General features: G+C 64.9%; 14 protein-coding genes. 11 read left to right on the forward strand and 3 right to left on the reverse strand.

Annotation, left to right across the window (positions count from 1 at the left end):
• Positions 1-75: 75 nt before the first annotated feature.
• From ACFVTG_RS13675 to ACFVTG_RS13720, 10 genes are all read left to right on the forward strand, one after another.
• The gene (locus ACFVTG_RS13675; protein WP_390281206.1) at positions 76-1482 is read left to right on the forward strand and encodes a glycosyltransferase; all 1407 of its coding nucleotides are present in this window, start codon (positions 76-78) and stop codon (positions 1480-1482) included.
• Positions 1479-3557 (forward strand): glycosyltransferase family 39 protein, encoded by a 2079-nt coding sequence (locus ACFVTG_RS13680; protein WP_390281208.1) that lies wholly within the window; start codon positions 1479-1481, stop codon positions 3555-3557. The genes ACFVTG_RS13675 and ACFVTG_RS13680 overlap by 4 nt, the downstream gene beginning before the upstream one ends.
• Before the next feature lie 6 nt (positions 3558-3563).
• Positions 3564-5633, forward strand: coding sequence for an ArnT family glycosyltransferase (locus ACFVTG_RS13685; protein ID WP_390281210.1), 2070 nt, complete (start codon positions 3564-3566; stop codon positions 5631-5633).
• Positions 5634-5875: 242 nt separating this feature from the next.
• Positions 5876-7408 carry a sodium:solute symporter family protein gene (locus ACFVTG_RS13690; protein WP_390281212.1) on the forward strand — a complete coding sequence of 511 codons (1533 nt, stop codon included), beginning with the start codon at positions 5876-5878 and terminating at the stop codon, positions 7406-7408.
• A complete protein-coding gene (locus ACFVTG_RS13695) occupies positions 7405-8670 on the forward strand; it encodes an AGE family epimerase/isomerase (protein WP_390281214.1) in 1266 nt (421 codons plus the stop codon). The genes ACFVTG_RS13690 and ACFVTG_RS13695 overlap by 4 nt, the downstream gene beginning before the upstream one ends.
• Entirely contained in the window at positions 8667-9416 is a 750-nt protein-coding gene (locus ACFVTG_RS13700) for a 6-phosphogluconolactonase (protein WP_390281216.1), read from the forward strand. Before ACFVTG_RS13695 ends, ACFVTG_RS13700 begins: the two co-directional genes overlap by 4 nt.
• The gene (locus ACFVTG_RS13705) at positions 9413-10177 is read left to right on the forward strand and encodes a sugar isomerase domain-containing protein (protein WP_390281218.1); all 765 of its coding nucleotides are present in this window, start codon (positions 9413-9415) and stop codon (positions 10175-10177) included. Before ACFVTG_RS13700 ends, ACFVTG_RS13705 begins: the two co-directional genes overlap by 4 nt.
• A complete protein-coding gene (locus ACFVTG_RS13710; RefSeq protein ID WP_390281220.1) occupies positions 10174-11337 on the forward strand; it encodes an N-acetylglucosamine-6-phosphate deacetylase in 1164 nt (387 codons plus the stop codon). The genes ACFVTG_RS13705 and ACFVTG_RS13710 overlap by 4 nt, the downstream gene beginning before the upstream one ends.
• Positions 11334-12647: a neutral/alkaline non-lysosomal ceramidase N-terminal domain-containing protein gene (locus ACFVTG_RS13715; protein WP_390281222.1), complete on the forward strand. Its 1314-nt coding sequence runs from the start codon at positions 11334-11336 to the stop codon at positions 12645-12647. Before ACFVTG_RS13710 ends, ACFVTG_RS13715 begins: the two co-directional genes overlap by 4 nt.
• Positions 12644-13711, forward strand: coding sequence for a LacI family DNA-binding transcriptional regulator (locus ACFVTG_RS13720; RefSeq protein ID WP_390281224.1), 1068 nt, complete (start codon positions 12644-12646; stop codon positions 13709-13711). Before ACFVTG_RS13715 ends, ACFVTG_RS13720 begins: the two co-directional genes overlap by 4 nt.
• Here the strand turns inward: ACFVTG_RS13720 and ACFVTG_RS13725 are convergent.
• From ACFVTG_RS13725 to ACFVTG_RS13735, 3 genes are all read right to left on the reverse strand, one after another.
• A complete protein-coding gene (locus ACFVTG_RS13725) occupies positions 13646-14323 on the reverse strand; it encodes an HAD-IA family hydrolase (protein ID WP_284753498.1) in 678 nt (225 codons plus the stop codon). The genes ACFVTG_RS13720 and ACFVTG_RS13725 overlap by 66 nt on opposite strands.
• Before the next feature lie 54 nt (positions 14324-14377).
• A complete protein-coding gene (locus ACFVTG_RS13730; RefSeq protein WP_284753500.1) occupies positions 14378-14755 on the reverse strand; it encodes a VOC family protein in 378 nt (125 codons plus the stop codon).
• A gap of 61 nt (positions 14756-14816) precedes the next feature.
• The gene (locus ACFVTG_RS13735; protein ID WP_390281226.1) at positions 14817-16295 is read right to left on the reverse strand and encodes an MFS transporter; all 1479 of its coding nucleotides are present in this window, start codon (positions 16293-16295) and stop codon (positions 14817-14819) included.
• 102 nt (positions 16296-16397) lie between these two features.
• On the opposite strand from ACFVTG_RS13735, the gene ACFVTG_RS13740 reads away from it, so the two are divergent.
• A complete protein-coding gene (locus ACFVTG_RS13740; protein WP_390281228.1) occupies positions 16398-17105 on the forward strand; it encodes a TetR/AcrR family transcriptional regulator in 708 nt (235 codons plus the stop codon).
• The last annotated feature ends 6 nt before the right edge of the window (positions 17106-17111 follow it).

Raw genomic sequence — 17111 nt, forward strand, 5'->3', positions numbered from 1 at the left:
CGGCGCTCAGACATCCACAGCCACGTCACAGGTTCCGCCTAAAGCCCTCATATTAGGCAGCCGCACTCTGGATACATGACGCTCATCGAATCCACCTCCGGAACCCTGAAGGACCCCGCGGTGGTGCCGCCGGGCCTTCCCATCCAAGGCAACGCGCCTTTCCACCCCAACACCCCCGTTCAACCCAACACCCCAATTCAACCGAGCACCGTGCGTCGCGCCCCCGTGGACACCCACACCGCCATCCCTGTCCTCGACGTCACCATCCCCGTCTTCAATGAGGAACGCGACCTCGAGGAGTGCCTGCGCAGGCTTCACGGCCACTTGCGCGAATCCTTCCCGCACGGCTTCCGCATCACCGTGGCGGACAACGCGAGCACGGACGGCACCTTGAAAATCGCGGAGCGCGTGGCAAGGGAACTGCCTGAGCTCGCGGTTGTCCATCTTGAGGAGAAGGGACGCGGCAACGCCCTGCGCAAGGTGTGGCTGGCATCGCCGTCGCCGGTCCTCGCTTACATGGACGTGGATCTCTCCACCGACCTCGCCGCTCTGGCGCCCCTTTTGGCGCCACTGATCTCCGGCCATTCGGACCTCGCCATCGGCACACGGCTGACTAGAAACTCGCGGGTCGTCCGCGGCCCCAAGCGCGAGTTCATTTCGCGTAGCTACAACTTGATGCTGCACTCCTTGATGGGTGCCCGCTTCAGCGATGCCCAGTGCGGCTTCAAAGCGATCCGGGCAGACGTCGCTCAGCAGATCCTCCCGCACACCATGGACAACTCGTGGTTCTTCGACACTGAACTCCTCGTCCTCGCCGAACGCTGCGGCCTCCGGGTCCACGAAGTTCCCGTCGACTGGATCGACGATCCGAATTCGAGCGTCGACGTGGTGCGCACCGCCCTGGCCGACATCCGAGGCATGGTCCGGCTCACCCGGGATCTCGTCTCGGGCCGCATCCCCATTCCGGAACTGCGGGCAGCACTTGCACGCGGGCCGCTTCCGGCCTCGTCGCGTACTGCCGAGCAAAGCCCCCGCAGCAGCCTTTTCGGACAACTGGTCCGGTTCGCCGCGATCGGCGCTGCGTCCACCCTCGCCTATGTGCTCATCTTCCTGTTCTGCCGCGGCTTCATGGACCCGCAACTGGCCAACTTCCTGGCGCTGCTCGTCACGGCCATCGCCAACACCGGTGCCAACCGGCGCTTCACTTTCGGCATCCAGGGCGGCAATCCCGTTCGGCACCACTTCGAGGGTTTGATCGTCTTCGGGATCGGCCTCGCGCTCACCTCCGGGGCGCTCGCCTTGGTGCACAGCACGACGACGCCGGACCGCTGGGGTGAACTCCTCACCGTGGTCGCCGCTAACCTCGCCGCTACCGCAGTCCGCTTCCTCTTGTTCCGGCTTTGGGTCTTCCGGCAGCCTGCCGCCCAGGCGACTGCACCCACCAAACAAGCCAAATCGCGCACAGAAACGGCAGCATCATGACCTCCACGATTACTCCCGCAAGCACAGGACCGGCCGCCGGAAATGCTGACGCCGGATCCGGCGTCGGGATTGCCGACGCACCGCGTCACTCGGCCGGCCCGTCAGCCCCCGGTGCCGCGCCCCGCTGGACGCGATACGCCTTTGGCCGGCAGCCCCGTTGGGTACGGCCGTCCGCCGCCGGGCTCCTCGTAGCCACAGCCTTCCTGTATCTTTGGAACCTCGCGGCTACCGGCTACGGAAACTCCTTCTACGCCGCGGCCATCCAGGCCGGCACCAAGGACTGGACGGCGTTTCTGTTCGGTTCGCTCGACGCCGGCAACGCCATCACCGTGGACAAGCCCCCGGCGTCTTTGTGGATCCCCGCTTTGGTGGGCCGGATCTTCGGCTTCTCTCCCCTGAGCATGCTGGTTCCCGAGGCACTGATGGGCGTGGCCGCCGTCGGTTTCCTCTATTTGACGGTCAAGCGGGTCTCCGGACCAGGCGCCGGCTTGTTGGCCGGTGGGGCTTTGGCTCTGACGCCGGTGGCGGCGCTCATGTTCCGCTTCAACAACCCCGACGCCATGCTGACGCTGTGCCTGGTCCTGGCGGCGTACTTCACTACCCGTGCTATCGAACGCGCGGGCTGGAAATGGCTCGCCGCAGCCGGCGCCGTCGTGGGCCTCGCGTTCCTGAGCAAAATGCTGCAGGGATTCTTGATTGTTCCGGGCCTGGGACTCGCGTACCTCTGGGCCGCACCCACTCCGTTCAGGCGGAGGTTGCTGCACCTGCTCGGCGCATTGGCCGGTATCGCAGTAGTGGCGGGCAGCTATATCGTTCTCTTCCAGCTGACCCCGGCCTCGTCACGGCCTTACATGGCAGGTTCGCAAACCAACAGCTTCCTGGAGCTGACCTTTGGATATAACGGGCTGTCCCGCATCACCGGCTCGGGTGAAGGCACGCCCGGCGGAGGCGGAGCGGGCGCCCCTGCAGGAGGCAATCTCGGTGGCCTCGGCGCCTTTGGCGGCGGCGGTGGTGGCAACACTGGTTTCGGTGGAGCTGCCGGGATCACCCGCATGTTTGGCACGAGCTTCGGTGCTGAAGTCTCCTGGCTTCTCCCTGCTGCGCTGATTCTTCTGGCGGCTGGCCTGTGGTTCACCCGCCGGGAAGCGCGGGCCTCCCGTACCCGTGCCGCGCTCATCCTGTGGGGCGGTTGGCTTCTGGTCACGGCGGGCGTCTTCAGCTTCATGAGCGGCATCGTCCACCCCTACTACGCGGTAGCGCTCGCACCCGCAATCGCTGCCCTGGTGGGCATTGGCAGTGTTGAGCTGTGGCGTGGCCGCGGATATTGGCCGGCCAGGATCGTCCTGGCCGTGGTAATCCTCGGTAGTTCAGCGTGGTCCGCGGTTCTCCTGGGCCGCGATGCCTCATGGCTTCCGTGGTTGCGCATCGTGATCGTCGTCCTGGGGGTGGTGGCGGCCGCGGCAATCCTGCTTCGCTTCGACTCGTTGCGCTTTGCCGACCAAAACACGGCCGGCCGCTTCCGGAATGCAGCGGCCGCGGCCGTCGTAGTTGTCTCGCTTCTGGCCGGCGGCCTCGGAACGGCAGCATGGACGCTCGCGACGGCGGCTACCGCGCACTCCGGTTCCATCCCGACGTCGGGTCCCACCGGCTCCGCCATGGGCGGCTTCGGAAACCGCGCCGGAGGTTTCGGCGCAGCCGGCGGCGCGGGTCAGGCGGTAGGGCCCGGTTCCGAGGGAACGGCCGACGCCGGACTGACCGCGCTGCTGACGTCCACCACCACGAAGTGGTCGGCGATCGTCTCCGGGGCCACCCAAGCCGCAAGCCTTGAGCTCGCCACGAACACGAACGTGATCGCACTCGGGGGCTGGAACGGCGGCGATCCCTACCCGACGCTGGCACAGTTCCAGGACATGGTGGCCAAGGGACAGATCGGTTACTACATCGCAGGTGGAGGCATGGGTGGCGGCGGCGGGTTCGGAGGCCAAGGTAGCAATTCCGAGGTAGCCTCCTGGGTACAGGCCAACTTCCAAGCCCAGACGGTGGGCAACTCCACCGTCTACAAGCTGACAAAGTAGATCCAAATGACCACTTCCTATTCCACAGACACTGGTTCCAAAGCAGGGCAGTCGGCTCCGCCGTCGCGTTCGGTAGAGCCGCCGGAAGCGGCCGCTCCCAGGGGAGGGGGCGGCCGCGCCCGGGCCGGCGTGACCCGAAAGTCCCGCAGCAACCGTGGTCCGCAGGCCCTGCGGGATCGCGTGGAGCTCGGCATTGTGCTCCTCGCAACCGCGGTCCTGTATCTCTGGAACCTCGGCGCTTCCGGCTGGGCCAATGCGTTCTATTCCGCGGCGGCCCAGGCCGGTTCGCAGAGTTGGACCGCGTGGTTCTTCGGATCCTCCGACGCCGCCAACTCCATCACGGTGGACAAGCCGCCGGCGTCGCTCTGGATCATGGACCTCTCGGTACGGATCTTCGGGCTGAACTCCTGGAGCATCCTGGTTCCCGAGGCGCTCATGGGCGTTGCCACTGCATGGCTGCTGTATCTGGCAGTCCGGCGAGCAGCGGTCCCCGCCAGCGGCGATCCACGGCTCGCCCACCGGGCCGGGCTGTTGGCCGCCGTCGTCATGGCCATCACCCCAGTAGCCACCCTCATTTTCCGGTTCAACAACCCGGATGCCCTGCTGGTGCTGCTCATGACGGCCGCCGGTTACGCCACGCTGCGGTCCATCCAGGACAACAAACTGCGCTGGCTCCTGCTTGCCGGGGTGTTCCTGGGTTTCGGCTTCCTGACCAAGCAACTCCAGGTCCTGCTGGTGGTTCCTGGATTTATCGTGGCGTACGTGCTTGCCGCGCAAGGTGGAGTGGGGCGTCGCCTGCTTCGGCTGCTTGCGGCGGGGGCGGCCATGGTGGTCTCGGCCGGCTGGTGGCTCGCCGTCGTCGAACTCATTCCGGCCAACATGCGGCCCTACATCGGCGGCTCCCAGAACAACTCCATCCTTGAACTGACGCTCGGTTACAACGGCCTGGGCAGGCTCAGCGGCCAGGAGACCGGCAGCGTCGGGGGCGGCAACGGCTGGGGAGTTCCCGGGCTGTTCCGGATGTTCAACAGCGAGTTCGGCGGCCAGATCGCGTGGTTGCTCCCCTCGGTGCTCATCCTCGGAGCGGGACTCCTGTGGCTGGGCCGCCGCGCCCCGCGCACGGATTCCGTCCGGGCTTCCGTGATCGTGTGGGGTTCGTGGGTGCTTGTCACCGGTCTCGTGTTCAGCTTCATGGCTGGCATCATCCACCCCTACTATGCGGTGGCGCTGGCCCCGGGCATAGCCGGGCTCGCGGGTCTGGGCGGGGTGCTTTTGTGGCAGCATCGCGCACAGCTCGTCGCCGCGGTCATGCTCGCCATGGCAGTGGCCGCAGCAGGATTCACGGCCTTCGACCTCCTGCGCAGCACCACCGCCTATGGTCCGTTGCTGCGCTGGGCGGTGCTGTTGGGGGCACTGGCAGCCGCGGCCGGGGTGCTACTCTCGGGACGTTTCCCGTCCCGCATCCTTCAGCGCACGACGGCGGTGCTCGCCCTAGCGGCCTCCCTCGCCGGCCCCTTGGCGTACTCCATCTCAACCGCCTCCGTGACGCACAGCGGCGCAATCCCCAGTGCCGGTCCAACGACTACATTTGGTGGCTTCGGCGGCTTTGGAGGCCGGGGCGGCTTCGGGCAAGGGGCCCAGAACACTCCCCCGCAAGCCCTCCAACAGCCGGGCGCCCAGGGCGGCGGCTTCGGCGGGAACCGGCAAGGCGGCGGCATGGGCGGCCTGCTTGGCGCCACCACGCCGTCGTCGGAAATGGTTGCCGCGCTGAAATCCGGCGCCTCGAACTTCACGTGGGCGGCCGCCGTCGTAGGCTCCAACAACGCCGCCGGCTACCAACTGGCCACCGAACTGCCCGTGATGGCTGTGGGTGGCTTCAACGGCACGGACCCGTCCCCGACGCTCGAACAGTTCCAGCAGCTCGTGGCACAAGGCAAGATCCATTACTTCATCGCCGGGGGGACCATGCAGGCGAACAGCGGATCGGACGCTCCTGCGCAGATCGAGCAATGGGTGGCTGCGAACTTCCAGTCACAGACCATCGGCGGGACCACGGTGTACGCACTGGCCGGCTGAGTGGGCTGGCCGAAGCACCCGGACGGGCTGCGGCAATGATCGCGGAGTAATCCGCAATCTGCCACAGCCCGTCTGTTGCCGTCTCCCTGCTCGGCTTTGTTGACGTAGAAGTCCTTGGCGCGGCGGCTGAGGAGGCCCGGGGAAAAGTTTCAAAAAGACTCTTGTTTTGCAAACGTTTGCAGAGAAAAGTGGACGCCACTGCAGATCCCATTTCCAAGCTTTCGTCGCATCAAGGAGCATGTATGTATTTCGCCGACTGGCTCGTTTTAGGGGCCTACTTCGTGGTCATGATAGGGATCGGCTGGTGGGCCAAGAGCCGAGTGAAAAACGCCGCGGACTTCTTCACAGCCGGTGGGAAGATGCCGTGGTGGCTGGCGGGGATTTCCCACCACATGTCCGGCTATTCGGCTGCTGTCTTCGTGGCCTACGCCGCCATCGCCTACACCACCGGTTTCGCACTGTACGTGTGGTGGGCCCTTACGATCACCATCGCCTGCCTTGTTGGCGCTGTCTTCTTCGCCCCGCGCTGGCCGCGACTGAGGCAGCGTTTGGGAATCATCTCCCCGCTCGAATACCTGGCTACCCGTTACAACCTACCCGCGCAGCAAGTACTGGCTTGGTCCGGTGCCGCATTGAAAGTCTTCGATGTTGCGGCCAAGTGGGCGGCCAGCGCGATCCTCCTGAACGTGTTCGCCGGGGTTCCGATTGCAGTTGGCATCCTGATCGTCGGCGGGGTCACGCTCATCTATTCGACCATTGGCGGCTTGTGGGCGGATGCCTTGACGGATATGGGCCAGTTCATCATCCAGTCCGTAGCGGGCGTTGCGATGCTCATCTTCGCGGTGGCCAAGCTTGGGGGCGTTTCCTCGATCGCGGGAATCTGGTCCCGGCTGCCGGCCTCCCACTCGCAGCCATTCGCCGGGGACTACACCATCGGATTCTTCCTCGCCTATTGCCTGATCAGCACGATTTCCTACAACGGCGGAACCTGGAATCTGGCTCAACGCTTCATTGCGGCCCCATCCGGCTCAGCGGCCCGCAAATCGGTCCTGCTTTCGGGCGGACTATATCTCGTGTGGCCACTGGTGCTTTTCTTCCCCATGTGGGCCGCGCCGCTGATCCTGCCCAATCTGACGCACCCGGATCAGGCTTATGCGCTTCTGACCCAGCAGCTGCTGCCGGCCGGCCTCGTCGGCTTGGTCGTCGCCGGAATGTTCTCACACACCATGGCCATGACCTCTTCGGATGCCAACGCGATTTCCGCCGTCGTCATCCGGGACATCATCCCTGCGTTGCGCGGTTCCCGGCAGCCGCTGACTTCGCGTGCGGAACTACTGGGTGGCCGGATTTCCACGTTCCTGTTCATCGGATTGTCCATGGTCATTGCCCTGAGCGCGGATTCATTCGGCGGCGTCCTGGGCCTGATAATCCTCTGGTTCGGGGCCTTGGTAGGGCCGATCGCCGTTCCCATGCTGCTCGGGATGTTGCGACCATTCCGGCGCTGCGGGCCCTCTGCGGCATTGTTCTCCTGGGCCACCGGTTTGATCGTTTTCGCACTCGCAAAGTACGTTTTGGCCGCTCCGATCGCGAGCCTCGGCACGGCCAGTGCACAGACGATCAACGTGGCCGCCCCCGTTGTTGCCTCCGCAATCGTCTATTGCGTCTTCGGCTGGCTGCGCCCTTGGCACAACGAAGCTTCGGACGCCCTTGTCGAGTCCCTTGACCGTGACCTCGAGCCGGCTACAACGCTTCCAGTTGAAAGCACCGTGGCATGAGCGCAACCGGTTCCGAAATACGGGATCAGCTCCTCAAGGGCATCCTCCCCTGGTGGCTTGAGAACGGAGTCGACAGGAAAGACGGCGGGGTTTTCACGTGCTTTTCCAACTCGGGACGATTGCTTTCGAACGAAAAATATACGTGGTCCCAAGGCCGCTGGGCTTGGCTCTGCTCAAGGATTGCGCTGGACAGCGAGGCCGCAATCATCGGGGAAGATCCCCAGCTGTGGGCAACCCTGTCGATTGAAACCGCCAGGTTCATCCAGGCACACGCCATCCTGGACGGCAGCGTGACGGCATACCGCACATCGGCTGAGGGGCAGGCGCTGCCGTCCGGGCCGCACGGGGAGATCGCAGTCAGTGTACTGGCTGACCTCTTTGCGGCCCTGGGCCTGGCGGGTGCAGCCCGGCTTCCCCAAGCCGCACACCGGGAACGTGAAGAGTGGCTGCAATCAGCCCATGCGCTTCTGGCACATGCCGAAGAAAGGATCGAGGCCCGGAGCGCTCCGTCCGAGCCATACCCCGTCCGGGCAGGATTCAAGGATGCCGCCGGGCTGATGCTGCTGCTGAATGTGGGCGCCCAGTTGCACCTGGCCAGCGGCTCGGCCGAAAGCGCGGAAACAGCCGGCGCAGCACTTTCCCAGCTCCTCGGAGACGGAAACTCCGAAGGCATGTGGAAGGCCGACACCTGGTGGGAATACCGGCCGGACAGCAGCGGTGACCTGGACACGCTCCTGGCCCGCCACCGCACCCCCGGCCACCTGCTCGAGATGCTCTGGATGGTCATGGAGGCCGTCGACATCATGCCTGAACTTGCGCCCCGGATTCCGCACTGGCTTCCGGACCTTGCCGTCCGGGCCCTGGAAGCCGGCTGGGATGACCAGCACGGCGGCGTCTTCCGATACGTCGACAGCACTGGAGATGAACCGCGGGGCAGGCTCTTCGGCAACGACCCCTACGAAACTTTGGTGACCCAAACATGGGACACCAAACTGTGGTGGGTCCAGGTGGAGGCACTCTACGCAACCAGGCTGCTCGCCGAGCGTTTCGGGCGTCCGGACCTCCTGGACTGGCATGAGCGGATCTGGTCCTACACCCTCAATACCTTTCCGGACCCTTCCGGCCAGGAGTGGCTGCAAATACGCGACCGCGAAGGGAAGCCGCTCGACAAGGTGGTGGCGCTGCCAGTCAAAGACCCCTTCCATATAGCCCGATCTCTCCTCCTGACCACTGAACTAGAAACCCGAAGGACACACACGTGACAGCACTGACCATTTACAGCCCCGCCGTTTCCACACACCCGGACCGGGCCGCGCTGGGGAAACACGCAGGCGCGCATGCAGCGGAAACGCTGCGCAAGGCGCTCCGGAACCAGCGGGAAGTCCGGCTGATGCTCGCAGCAGCTCCCAGCCAGGAGGCAACGCTTCAGGCGCTCGTCCAGGAGCCCGGCATCGACTGGAGCCGCATAACGTGTTTCCACATGGACGACTACCTCGCGCTCGAGGCCGACGCACCCCAAGGATTCGGAAACTGGCTGCAACGCACGTTCTTCAGCCACCTTCCGCCGACCACCTTTCACCGCATCGATCCGGGGAACCCCGCCGAAGAGGAAGCGCAGCGCTATGGCACGCTGATGGGCCAAGATCCGTTTGACCTCGTCCTGCTCGGCTTGGGCGTCAACGGCCATCTTGCCTTCAACGATCCCCCGGCCGACCTCGCCGACCCGCTGCCCGCCCGCGTCATCAACCTGGACCAGGTAAGCCGCCAGCAACAGGTGGATGAAGGGCATTTCGCAAGCTTCGACGACGTTCCGCGGCGCGCCATCACCGTCTCCATCCCGCGCTTGCTGCACGCCTCCGAAATCATCGCTTCCGTTCCCGGCCATGCCAAAAGGATGGCCGTCCACAACACGCTGAACCAGCCGATCAGCGGAGACCACCCCGGTACGGCGTTGCGCACCCACCCCAACGTCACCATCTACCTCGACGCCGAATCCGATCCGCGATGAACTCAAATGAGCAGCTGTCGCAGGACTACCTCGGAAAAATCACCGAACTCCTCGGGCGGATCCGCCTGGAAGAAGCCGAAAACATCAGCGTCGCCGCGGACATTCTCGCGGCCCAGGTAGCCAAGGACGAACTGGTCCACATCTACGGCCCCGGCGGTCATTCGAACCTGGCAAGCCAGGAAGTGTTCTTCCGGGCAGGCGGGCTTATGCACGTTTCAGCCATTTTGGACGAAGGCACCCTGCTCTCCAGCGGCGCCCTCCGCTCAATGGCCATGGAGCGGACTCCGGGTTACGGCCGGATCGTCATCGAGGACGCCGGCCTCGGACCAGGGGACGTCCTCATCCTGGTCAACGCCTACGGCATCAATAGCGCGCTTATCGACGCGGCCCTGACGGCACGCGAACTGTCCGTCAAGACCATCGGCGTTTCCTCGCGGGAGCACGCAGAGGAAACAGCCGGTGACCACCCCGCACGGCATCCACAGAAGCTGAACCTGCACGACGTCGTCGACCACCACATCGACACGAAGGTTCCGGTCGGAGACGCCGTCATGGAGGTCCCCGGGGCAAAGGAAAAAACGGCCGCCGTGTCCACGTTCGCCAACGCCTTCACCCTGAACTTGCTCATGATGTCCGCCATCAGCAAGCTGAACGAAATCGGCGTTGAGCCGCCATTGTGGCGATCGGGAAATGCTCCCGGCGGGGACGAAGCCAACCAGCAATTCATTTCACGTTTCAAAGGACGGGTACACAAGCTGTGACACAGCCCAAAACGATTGTGGGCAAAGACCCCCACCGAGGGATCAATCTGGAAATCGCCTACGACACGACCATCCTGTCTGTGCGGGAGATCGACCCTGACCAAGGGCTGCCCGTCATCGCACCGGGATTTATCGATGGCCAGGTCAACGGTTACGGCGGATTCGACGTCAACGCCGCTGACGTCAGCCCGCAAACCATCATCAACATGAGCGCCGAGCTGGCGAAGCTGGGCGTCACGACGTGGGTGCCGACCATTGTGACAGCGTCGGAGGAGGCCATCACCGGCGCGCTCGAGCAGATCAACCGGGCCTGCGAAATTGATCCAAGCACCAGGGCAGCTATCCCCTGCGTCCACATCGAGGGCCCCTTCATCTCGGACCAGGATGGTCCCCGGGGCGTCCACGATGCAGGATTCGTTCGCCCCTTGGACGTCCAGGAGGTCCGGCGCTGGCTTCGCGCAAGCGGAATGGTCGGTATCGTCACCGTCTCCCCGCACACGCCCGATGCGCCTGCCCAGATCGCGCAAATCCGCGAACTCGGCGTCGAAGTGGCCATCGGACACACGCACGCGAGTCCTGGACAAGTCACGGCTGCCGTCACCGCGGGAGCCCGCCTGGCGACCCATCTGGGCAACGGCATAGCGACCATGCTGCCCAGACACCCTAATGCCCTGTGGACTCAACTGGCGGACGATCGCCTCACGGCGGGACTCATAGCGGACGGCCACCACTTGCCCAGCGATACGCTGAAAGTGATGATCAGGGCAAAGACCCCCGAACGCGCTTATCTGGTGTCGGACAGCACTGCACTGGCCGGTAGCGAGCCTGGCCGCCACAGTACTTCCGTGGGCGGCCTGGTGGATCTTGCCCCTGACGGAAGGCTCTCCCACGTGGGCACGGATCTGCTCGCAGGGGCCGCCGCTACCCTGCCGGACGGTTTCCGCAACGTGATCCACGACGTCGGCCTGGATCTACCGGAAGCCCTCAAAATGGTGACGTCCACTCCCGCTCGGGTGATCCCCGGCACCCGGCCGGGGCTCGGCCACCTTCGCGTCGGTTCCCCGGCAGATTTTGTCCTGATCACCGGGGAAGGACCCGAAGCGGGGACCATTACCGAGGTTGTCCAGCAGGGCCGGAAAGTATCGGGCGGACCGGAATGAATACCACCGAAGCCGAGCAGGCCACCATGCGGGTGGGCGCCGCCGTCGTCGAGATCTCACCGCCCGCAGGTACGCCAATGGCCGGATTCGCAGCAAGGACGGAACCGAGCACCGGCGTCCACGACCCCCTGAGCGTCCGGGCGTTGGCTGTCGATGACACGTGCTGGATCACCGTGGATGTGTGCGGCCTCCACGAAGACACGTGCACCCGCATCGCACGCGGCTTGCCCTTTATGCCGGAGCGTGTCGCGATCACCGCGACGCATACCCACGCAGGTCCGTGCGTCATGCCGGGCCGACTCGGAGGCCATGACCCGGGTCTCCTGGAGGAGATCGTCGTGGCTTGCCACGAGGCCGCCGAGACCGCGTTGGCCTCCCAGCAGCCTGCCACCTTGCAATACGGCGAATCGCGCGGAGTGGACATTGCCAGGAACCGACGCCATCCCGAACGTGCCGTGGACGCGCCCGTCCAAGTCGCCACATTCAGCGATTCGCGCGGACAAGTGCTTGCCTGGATCCTGCTCTATCCCTGCCACCCGGTGGTCCTGGGTCCGGAGAACCGGCTCATCAGCGGCGACTACCCGGCGTTTACCAGAAGCGTCGTGGAGGAACGTTCCCCCGGTTCAGTGGCCCTTTTCCTGCCCGGGACCCCCGGTGACATCAACTCGGGCCATCCCGCCGACGCGTCGTACTCGCTTTCCGGCTCCGCCGGCAGGACGATGGAGCAGGCGCGAAAGATCGGAGAACATGTGGCGGCATCCGCGTTGGGGACCCGGCTCCTCCCGGTCTTCGATTCGGGTTCCGGTTCGGGTTCCGATTCGGGTTCCGATTCGGGGAGGACTTCCGCTGCCCGGAGGACCATTAGCGTCGCAATGAATTCGCGTGATGCGTTTTCCCCTGCGGAGTTGAGCCGGCAGTGGGAGGCGGAAGCGGTTTCGGCAGATCCGGGCCGGCGATCCCTCCTCAACGCGTGGAAGCAATGGGCTGTGGACCGCAGTCCCGAGGAGGGAATGTCCTGGCGCGCACCAGTGAGCGTCTTCAACTGGCAGGGCCTGACCCTCGTAGGATTACCCGGAGAACCATTCCTGGCCGCAGCGGAAGCCATCGCCTCCGCGGTGGACGGGCCCGTATTCGTTACGGGTTACACCAACGGGTGCCCGGGATACTTCCCGAGCGCGGACGAATATGACTTCGGAGGATACGAAGTGGAGGACGCGCACCGCTACTACGGCATGCCGGCCCCCTTCGCGCCTGGGAGTGCCGAAGCCCTGGTCCGGGCCGCATTGGAACTCGTGGGTGAGCTCCAATGACAGGCCGGCCGACCATCACGCAGTTGGCGGCCGAACTCGGCATCGCCCCCTCAACCGTGTCCAGGGCCTTTACCCGGCCAAACCTCCTCAAACCGGAGACGGTGGCACTGGTTCAAAAGGCTGCCGAAGCCGCCGGCTACGTGCCGAACCATCACGCGCGCGCCCTCTCGACAGGACGCGCCGGCGCTATCGGACTCATCGTGCCGGACATCGCCAACCCGTTCTTCCCTCCGCTGGTCCGCGCAGCTCAAAACTACGCGAGCGACCTCGGGCTATCCGTGTTCTTGGCGGACACGGATGAAGATCCCAATCGGGAAGACCGCCTCATCTCACGGATGGCTCCCCAGGTCGAAGGGTTGATCGTCGTATCTTCCCGGCTCGCTTCGTCCCGCATCCGGCAAATCGCCGATTCCCAACGCGTGGCGTTCATCAACCGCGATGTTCCTGAAACCTACCGGGTGCTGCTGGACACCACTGCAGCCATCCGCTCCGCGCTGACGCACTTGGCCGAGCTCGGCCACCGTCGCATAGCCTACGTCGGCGGGCCACCACAATCATGGGCAAACAAGCAGCGTCACTCGGCGGTGGACAACTTCACGAAGGCCCACGCCCTCGAGGTCACGCACTTCAGTGCGGATCCGGGCACCTACGAAGCCGCGAAGGCGCTCGGCGATTCAGTGGCAGCGTCCGGAGTCACGGCGGTCATCGCTTTTGACGACGTCATTGCGCACGGCCTGATGGGCGGATTCGCCGCCGCGGGCGTGGACGTACCGAAGGACGTGAGTGTCATCGGATGCGACGACACCCTCGCGACCACAACGTTTCCTGCCCTTTCGACGATTGCGGTCAATGTCGGTGCAGCAGCCCGGCGCGCCGTCGCCGCCCTCTCCGAGAACCCAGGCTCAACCAGCCTGACCGGAGCGAGGATCATCTTCGAGGGAACCCTTGTCCTCCGGGGAACAACAGGACCCGTCCGGCCTACATCAAGCCCGCTGACGCTAGAACCGGAGCTCGATTACCCGACGACCGGAAGCGTCCAGGTTCGCCGTGGCAGTGATAGCTGAGTAGTCCGCGATCTGCCACAGCCCATCTGCCGCCTCGCCTCCGGCGTCGCCCACCACCACGGTCCGCATGCCCGCCGCACGGGCGGAAGCGATGCCCGCGGGGGCATCTTCAAAGACGACGACGTCGGCTGGCTCGGCACCCAGCAGCGCGGCGGCCTTGAGGTAGCCTTCCGGGTCCGGTTTGCCGCGCGTTACGGCCTCCGAAGTGACAGTGGTCGCCGGCATCTCGAGTCCGGCCGCCTTCATACGTACTCCGGCGAGGATCCGATCGGCCGAGGTGACCATGGCGACGGCGTCGGCAGGCAAGGACCGCAACAGTTCCGAGGCTCCGGGCAACGCCACGATCCCGTCCGTCCGGGTCCGTTCCATCTCGCCGAGTTCCTCCGCAAGCGCGTCGATGTCGGCTCCAGCCGGGGCGAAACGGCGCACCGTGTCCTTGGCTTGGACCCCGTGTGAAGTCCGCAGGATCTCGCCGATGTCCAGTCCATACCGGCCCGCGAATTCGCTCCAGACTTCCTCCACGATCGCGGTGGAGTCCACCAAGGTGCCGTCCATATCGAAGAGGACAGCCCGGACGGTCAGGGTTTTCACGGCTTCAGCAGGCAGGTTCATGCATCCATCCTGCCTGCGTATCCGTTCCGCGGCCCAACTCTTACGGTGTGAGTCCTAGCCGTTGGGCCTGTGCGGGATGTACTGGACGGCCCATTTGTTGCCGTCCGGATCGGCGAAGTACACGAAGTGGCCCCAATCCTGGATGTCGATGTCGCTGACTTCCACGCCGTTGGCCTTGAGCTGATCGTGCGCTTCCTGAATATTGCCGACCACCATTTGCAGGCTGGGGGCGGTGCCTGGAGGGGCGTCGTTCAGGCCCTCGCCGATGCAGATGGAGCAGGCCGAGCCAGGCGGAGTCAATTGGACGAAGCGGATGCCGTCCATGGGCCGCTCGTCGTAGTCCGCGTTGAAGCCCACTTTGTTGACGTAGAAATCCTTGGCGCGGTCCACATCGGACACAGGGACAAACACAAGTTCAAGTTTCCAGTCCATGGGCCAAAGGCTATCGGCGGAGCCGGAAAACCGGTAGGGGCGGAGCACAACGCGGGGTCACTTACAGCCCATGTTGCTGCTCGAATTGGGCCGTAAGTGACCCCGCGTTGACGAGTTCGACGGCGGCGCCTCCCCAGGTGCCCACGCCGACTTCTGTTTCAGCTTGCGCGCGGGCTCGGGCTCGGGACGGAAGGAGCCACGCCACCAGCGTGGCAAGGACCAGCACGGCCGCACCAACGTAGACGGCGGGAATGGCCGCTTCCACGTAGCCCGTGGGAGTGAGTTTGCCGCCGGCTCCCGTGAAGACTGCCGTCAGGACGGCCACGCCCAGTGCTACACCGATCTCCCGGAGAGTCGAGTTGGTGCCGCTCGCCTTCGCGTGGTCCTCGGCGCGCATGTTGGCGAGCACCGACGTCGACATCGGGGCGAAAACCAGGCCCATACCGATTCCAGCCGCCACAAATCCTGGGACCAGAGTCTCGTACGGGACGGTCGCGGAAAGGACTCCGGCCAGCCAGAACATGCCCGCTGTCAGCAGCACGAGGCCCGCGATCATCAGGGTCCTGGTGCCAAGCCGCGGTGCCAACAGGCCGGCGAGTGGGGCCACGAACATGGGGGCCAAGGTCCAGGGCATGGTCATCACGCCGGCTGCCAGGGGTCCGTGGCCCTGCACCACCTGCAGGAACTGGATGAGGATGAAGACGGAGCCGAAGATCCCGAAGCTGAAGGTCAGGCCGATCAGGTTAGCCACAGTGAAGCTACGGTCGCGGAAGAGCCGGAGTGGAAGGAGCGGCGCGGCAACGCGGGATTCCCACAAAACGAAAGCAAGCAGCAGGACCCCGCCAGCGATCAAGGCGCCGAGCACCTCGGCACTGGACCAGCCGGCGTCGTTCCCTCGGACAATGCCGAAAACGAGCGCCAAGAGGCCAAGTCCGGAGAGAAGAAGGCCTACGACGTCGGCGCGGACGCGGGCGCCGAAGCTGTTCGGAAGCGCGAAGAGCGTCAGCGGAATCGACAGGATGCCAATGGGCACGTTGAGCCAGAAGATCGCTTCCCAGCTCCAGCCTTCCACCACGGCGCCGCCGATCAACGGCCCAAGGGCGACACCCAGGCCGGAAACTCCGCCCCAGATGCCGATGGCGAGCGGGCGCAGCTTGTCGCTGACCGAGCCCACCAGCAGGGTGAGCGATAGCGGCATGAGCGCCGCGGAGCCCACGCCTTGGACTGCGCGCGCGGCGATGAGCTGCGCCGGGTCCGTGCTAAGGGCGGCTGCGGCGGAAGACAGGGTGAAGACGGCAAGGCCGGCGATGAACACGTGTCGGCGGCCGAAGCGGTCCCCCAGGCCGACGGCCAGCAACATGAATGCCGCGAAGCTCAGGGAGTAGGCGTTGACGATCCACTGCAGTTCCTCAACGCTCGCGCCGAGGGCCTTGTGCATCACGGGCAGTGCGTTGGTGACCACAAGGTTGTCCAGCGTGGCCATGAAGACGGGAAGGGAGGCCGCCACAATGGCCAGCCAAACGGGAATGGTGCGTTTCATGATGACTCCACGGGGTCGCTGACGGGTGCCACTTTTCGGATTGTTGTAATCGAATGATTACTTAAAAGGCAAAGTTAGTTATCGACTGATAACATGTCAAGTGTGGTGAAGAAAACAGCGGGCACAGGCGCCCTGGAAACAGGCTCAAGCGGCCAGGCAACTGCCGAACGCATACCAGCGGCGCAGCGGCGCGAACTGATCCTGGAAGCTGCCACCGGTGTCTTTGCCGAGCGCGGATACGCCGGGTCCACCACGGACCAAGTGGCCAAGGCCGCAGGGATCAGCCAGCCATACGTGGTGCGGATGTTCGGCACGAAGGAAACCCTGTTCCTGGAGGCCCTGGACCGTGCCCACGGCAAGTTGATGCGCGCGTTCCGCGACGTCATCGCGGCCTACGACGCCGGAGGATTCGCCGAAGAACTGCAGCACCTTGATCCGGCCGCCGGGAGCGGCCGGCCGGAACAGCTCAAGCAGCTCATGGCCATCGCCTACGCGGATCTCGTGGCGGACCGCGGGATCCTCATGATGCTGATGCAGGCGTTCGTGGCAGGTCATGAGCCCGCCATCGGGGCGCGGGCCAGGGAAGGATTCCTGGATATTTACCGCCTGGTGCGGGACGAAGCCGGCCTATCCCCCGAAACCGTCCGCGACTTCCTTGCGCAGGGCATGCTCATGAACACCCTGATCGGCATCCGCCTGCCGGAAGTCTACGAACAGGACGAGACCGCCGAGGAGTTGCTTGAGTGCACCCTGCGGTCCAAGCTGCCCATGGTGCTCAAGGCAAGCAAGGCCCAGCGCCGGGCGGGTTAGTTCCTA

This window comes from Arthrobacter sp. NPDC058127, from assembly GCF_042884555.1.
Lineage (GTDB): Bacteria > Actinomycetota > Actinomycetes > Actinomycetales > Micrococcaceae > Arthrobacter.

Coding starts and splice junctions, on each gene's coding strand:
- ACFVTG_RS13730 (WP_284753500.1), bottom strand. CDS start 14,755: ATGGACTGGAAACTTGAACTTGTGTTTGTCCCTGTGTCCGATGTGGAC.
- ACFVTG_RS13720 (WP_390281224.1), top strand. CDS start 12,644: ATGACAGGCCGGCCGACCATCACGCAGTTGGCGGCCGAACTCGGCATC.
- ACFVTG_RS13690 (WP_390281212.1), top strand. CDS start 5,876: ATGTATTTCGCCGACTGGCTCGTTTTAGGGGCCTACTTCGTGGTCATG.
- ACFVTG_RS13675 (WP_390281206.1), top strand. CDS start 76: ATGACGCTCATCGAATCCACCTCCGGAACCCTGAAGGACCCCGCGGTG.
- ACFVTG_RS13715 (WP_390281222.1), top strand. CDS start 11,334: ATGAATACCACCGAAGCCGAGCAGGCCACCATGCGGGTGGGCGCCGCC.
- ACFVTG_RS13680 (WP_390281208.1), top strand. CDS start 1,479: ATGACCTCCACGATTACTCCCGCAAGCACAGGACCGGCCGCCGGAAAT.
- ACFVTG_RS13735 (WP_390281226.1), bottom strand. CDS start 16,295: ATGAAACGCACCATTCCCGTTTGGCTGGCCATTGTGGCGGCCTCCCTT.
- ACFVTG_RS13705 (WP_390281218.1), top strand. CDS start 9,413: ATGAACTCAAATGAGCAGCTGTCGCAGGACTACCTCGGAAAAATCACC.
- ACFVTG_RS13695 (WP_390281214.1), top strand. CDS start 7,405: ATGAGCGCAACCGGTTCCGAAATACGGGATCAGCTCCTCAAGGGCATC.
- ACFVTG_RS13685 (WP_390281210.1), top strand. CDS start 3,564: ATGACCACTTCCTATTCCACAGACACTGGTTCCAAAGCAGGGCAGTCG.
- ACFVTG_RS13725 (WP_284753498.1), bottom strand. CDS start 14,323: ATGAACCTGCCTGCTGAAGCCGTGAAAACCCTGACCGTCCGGGCTGTC.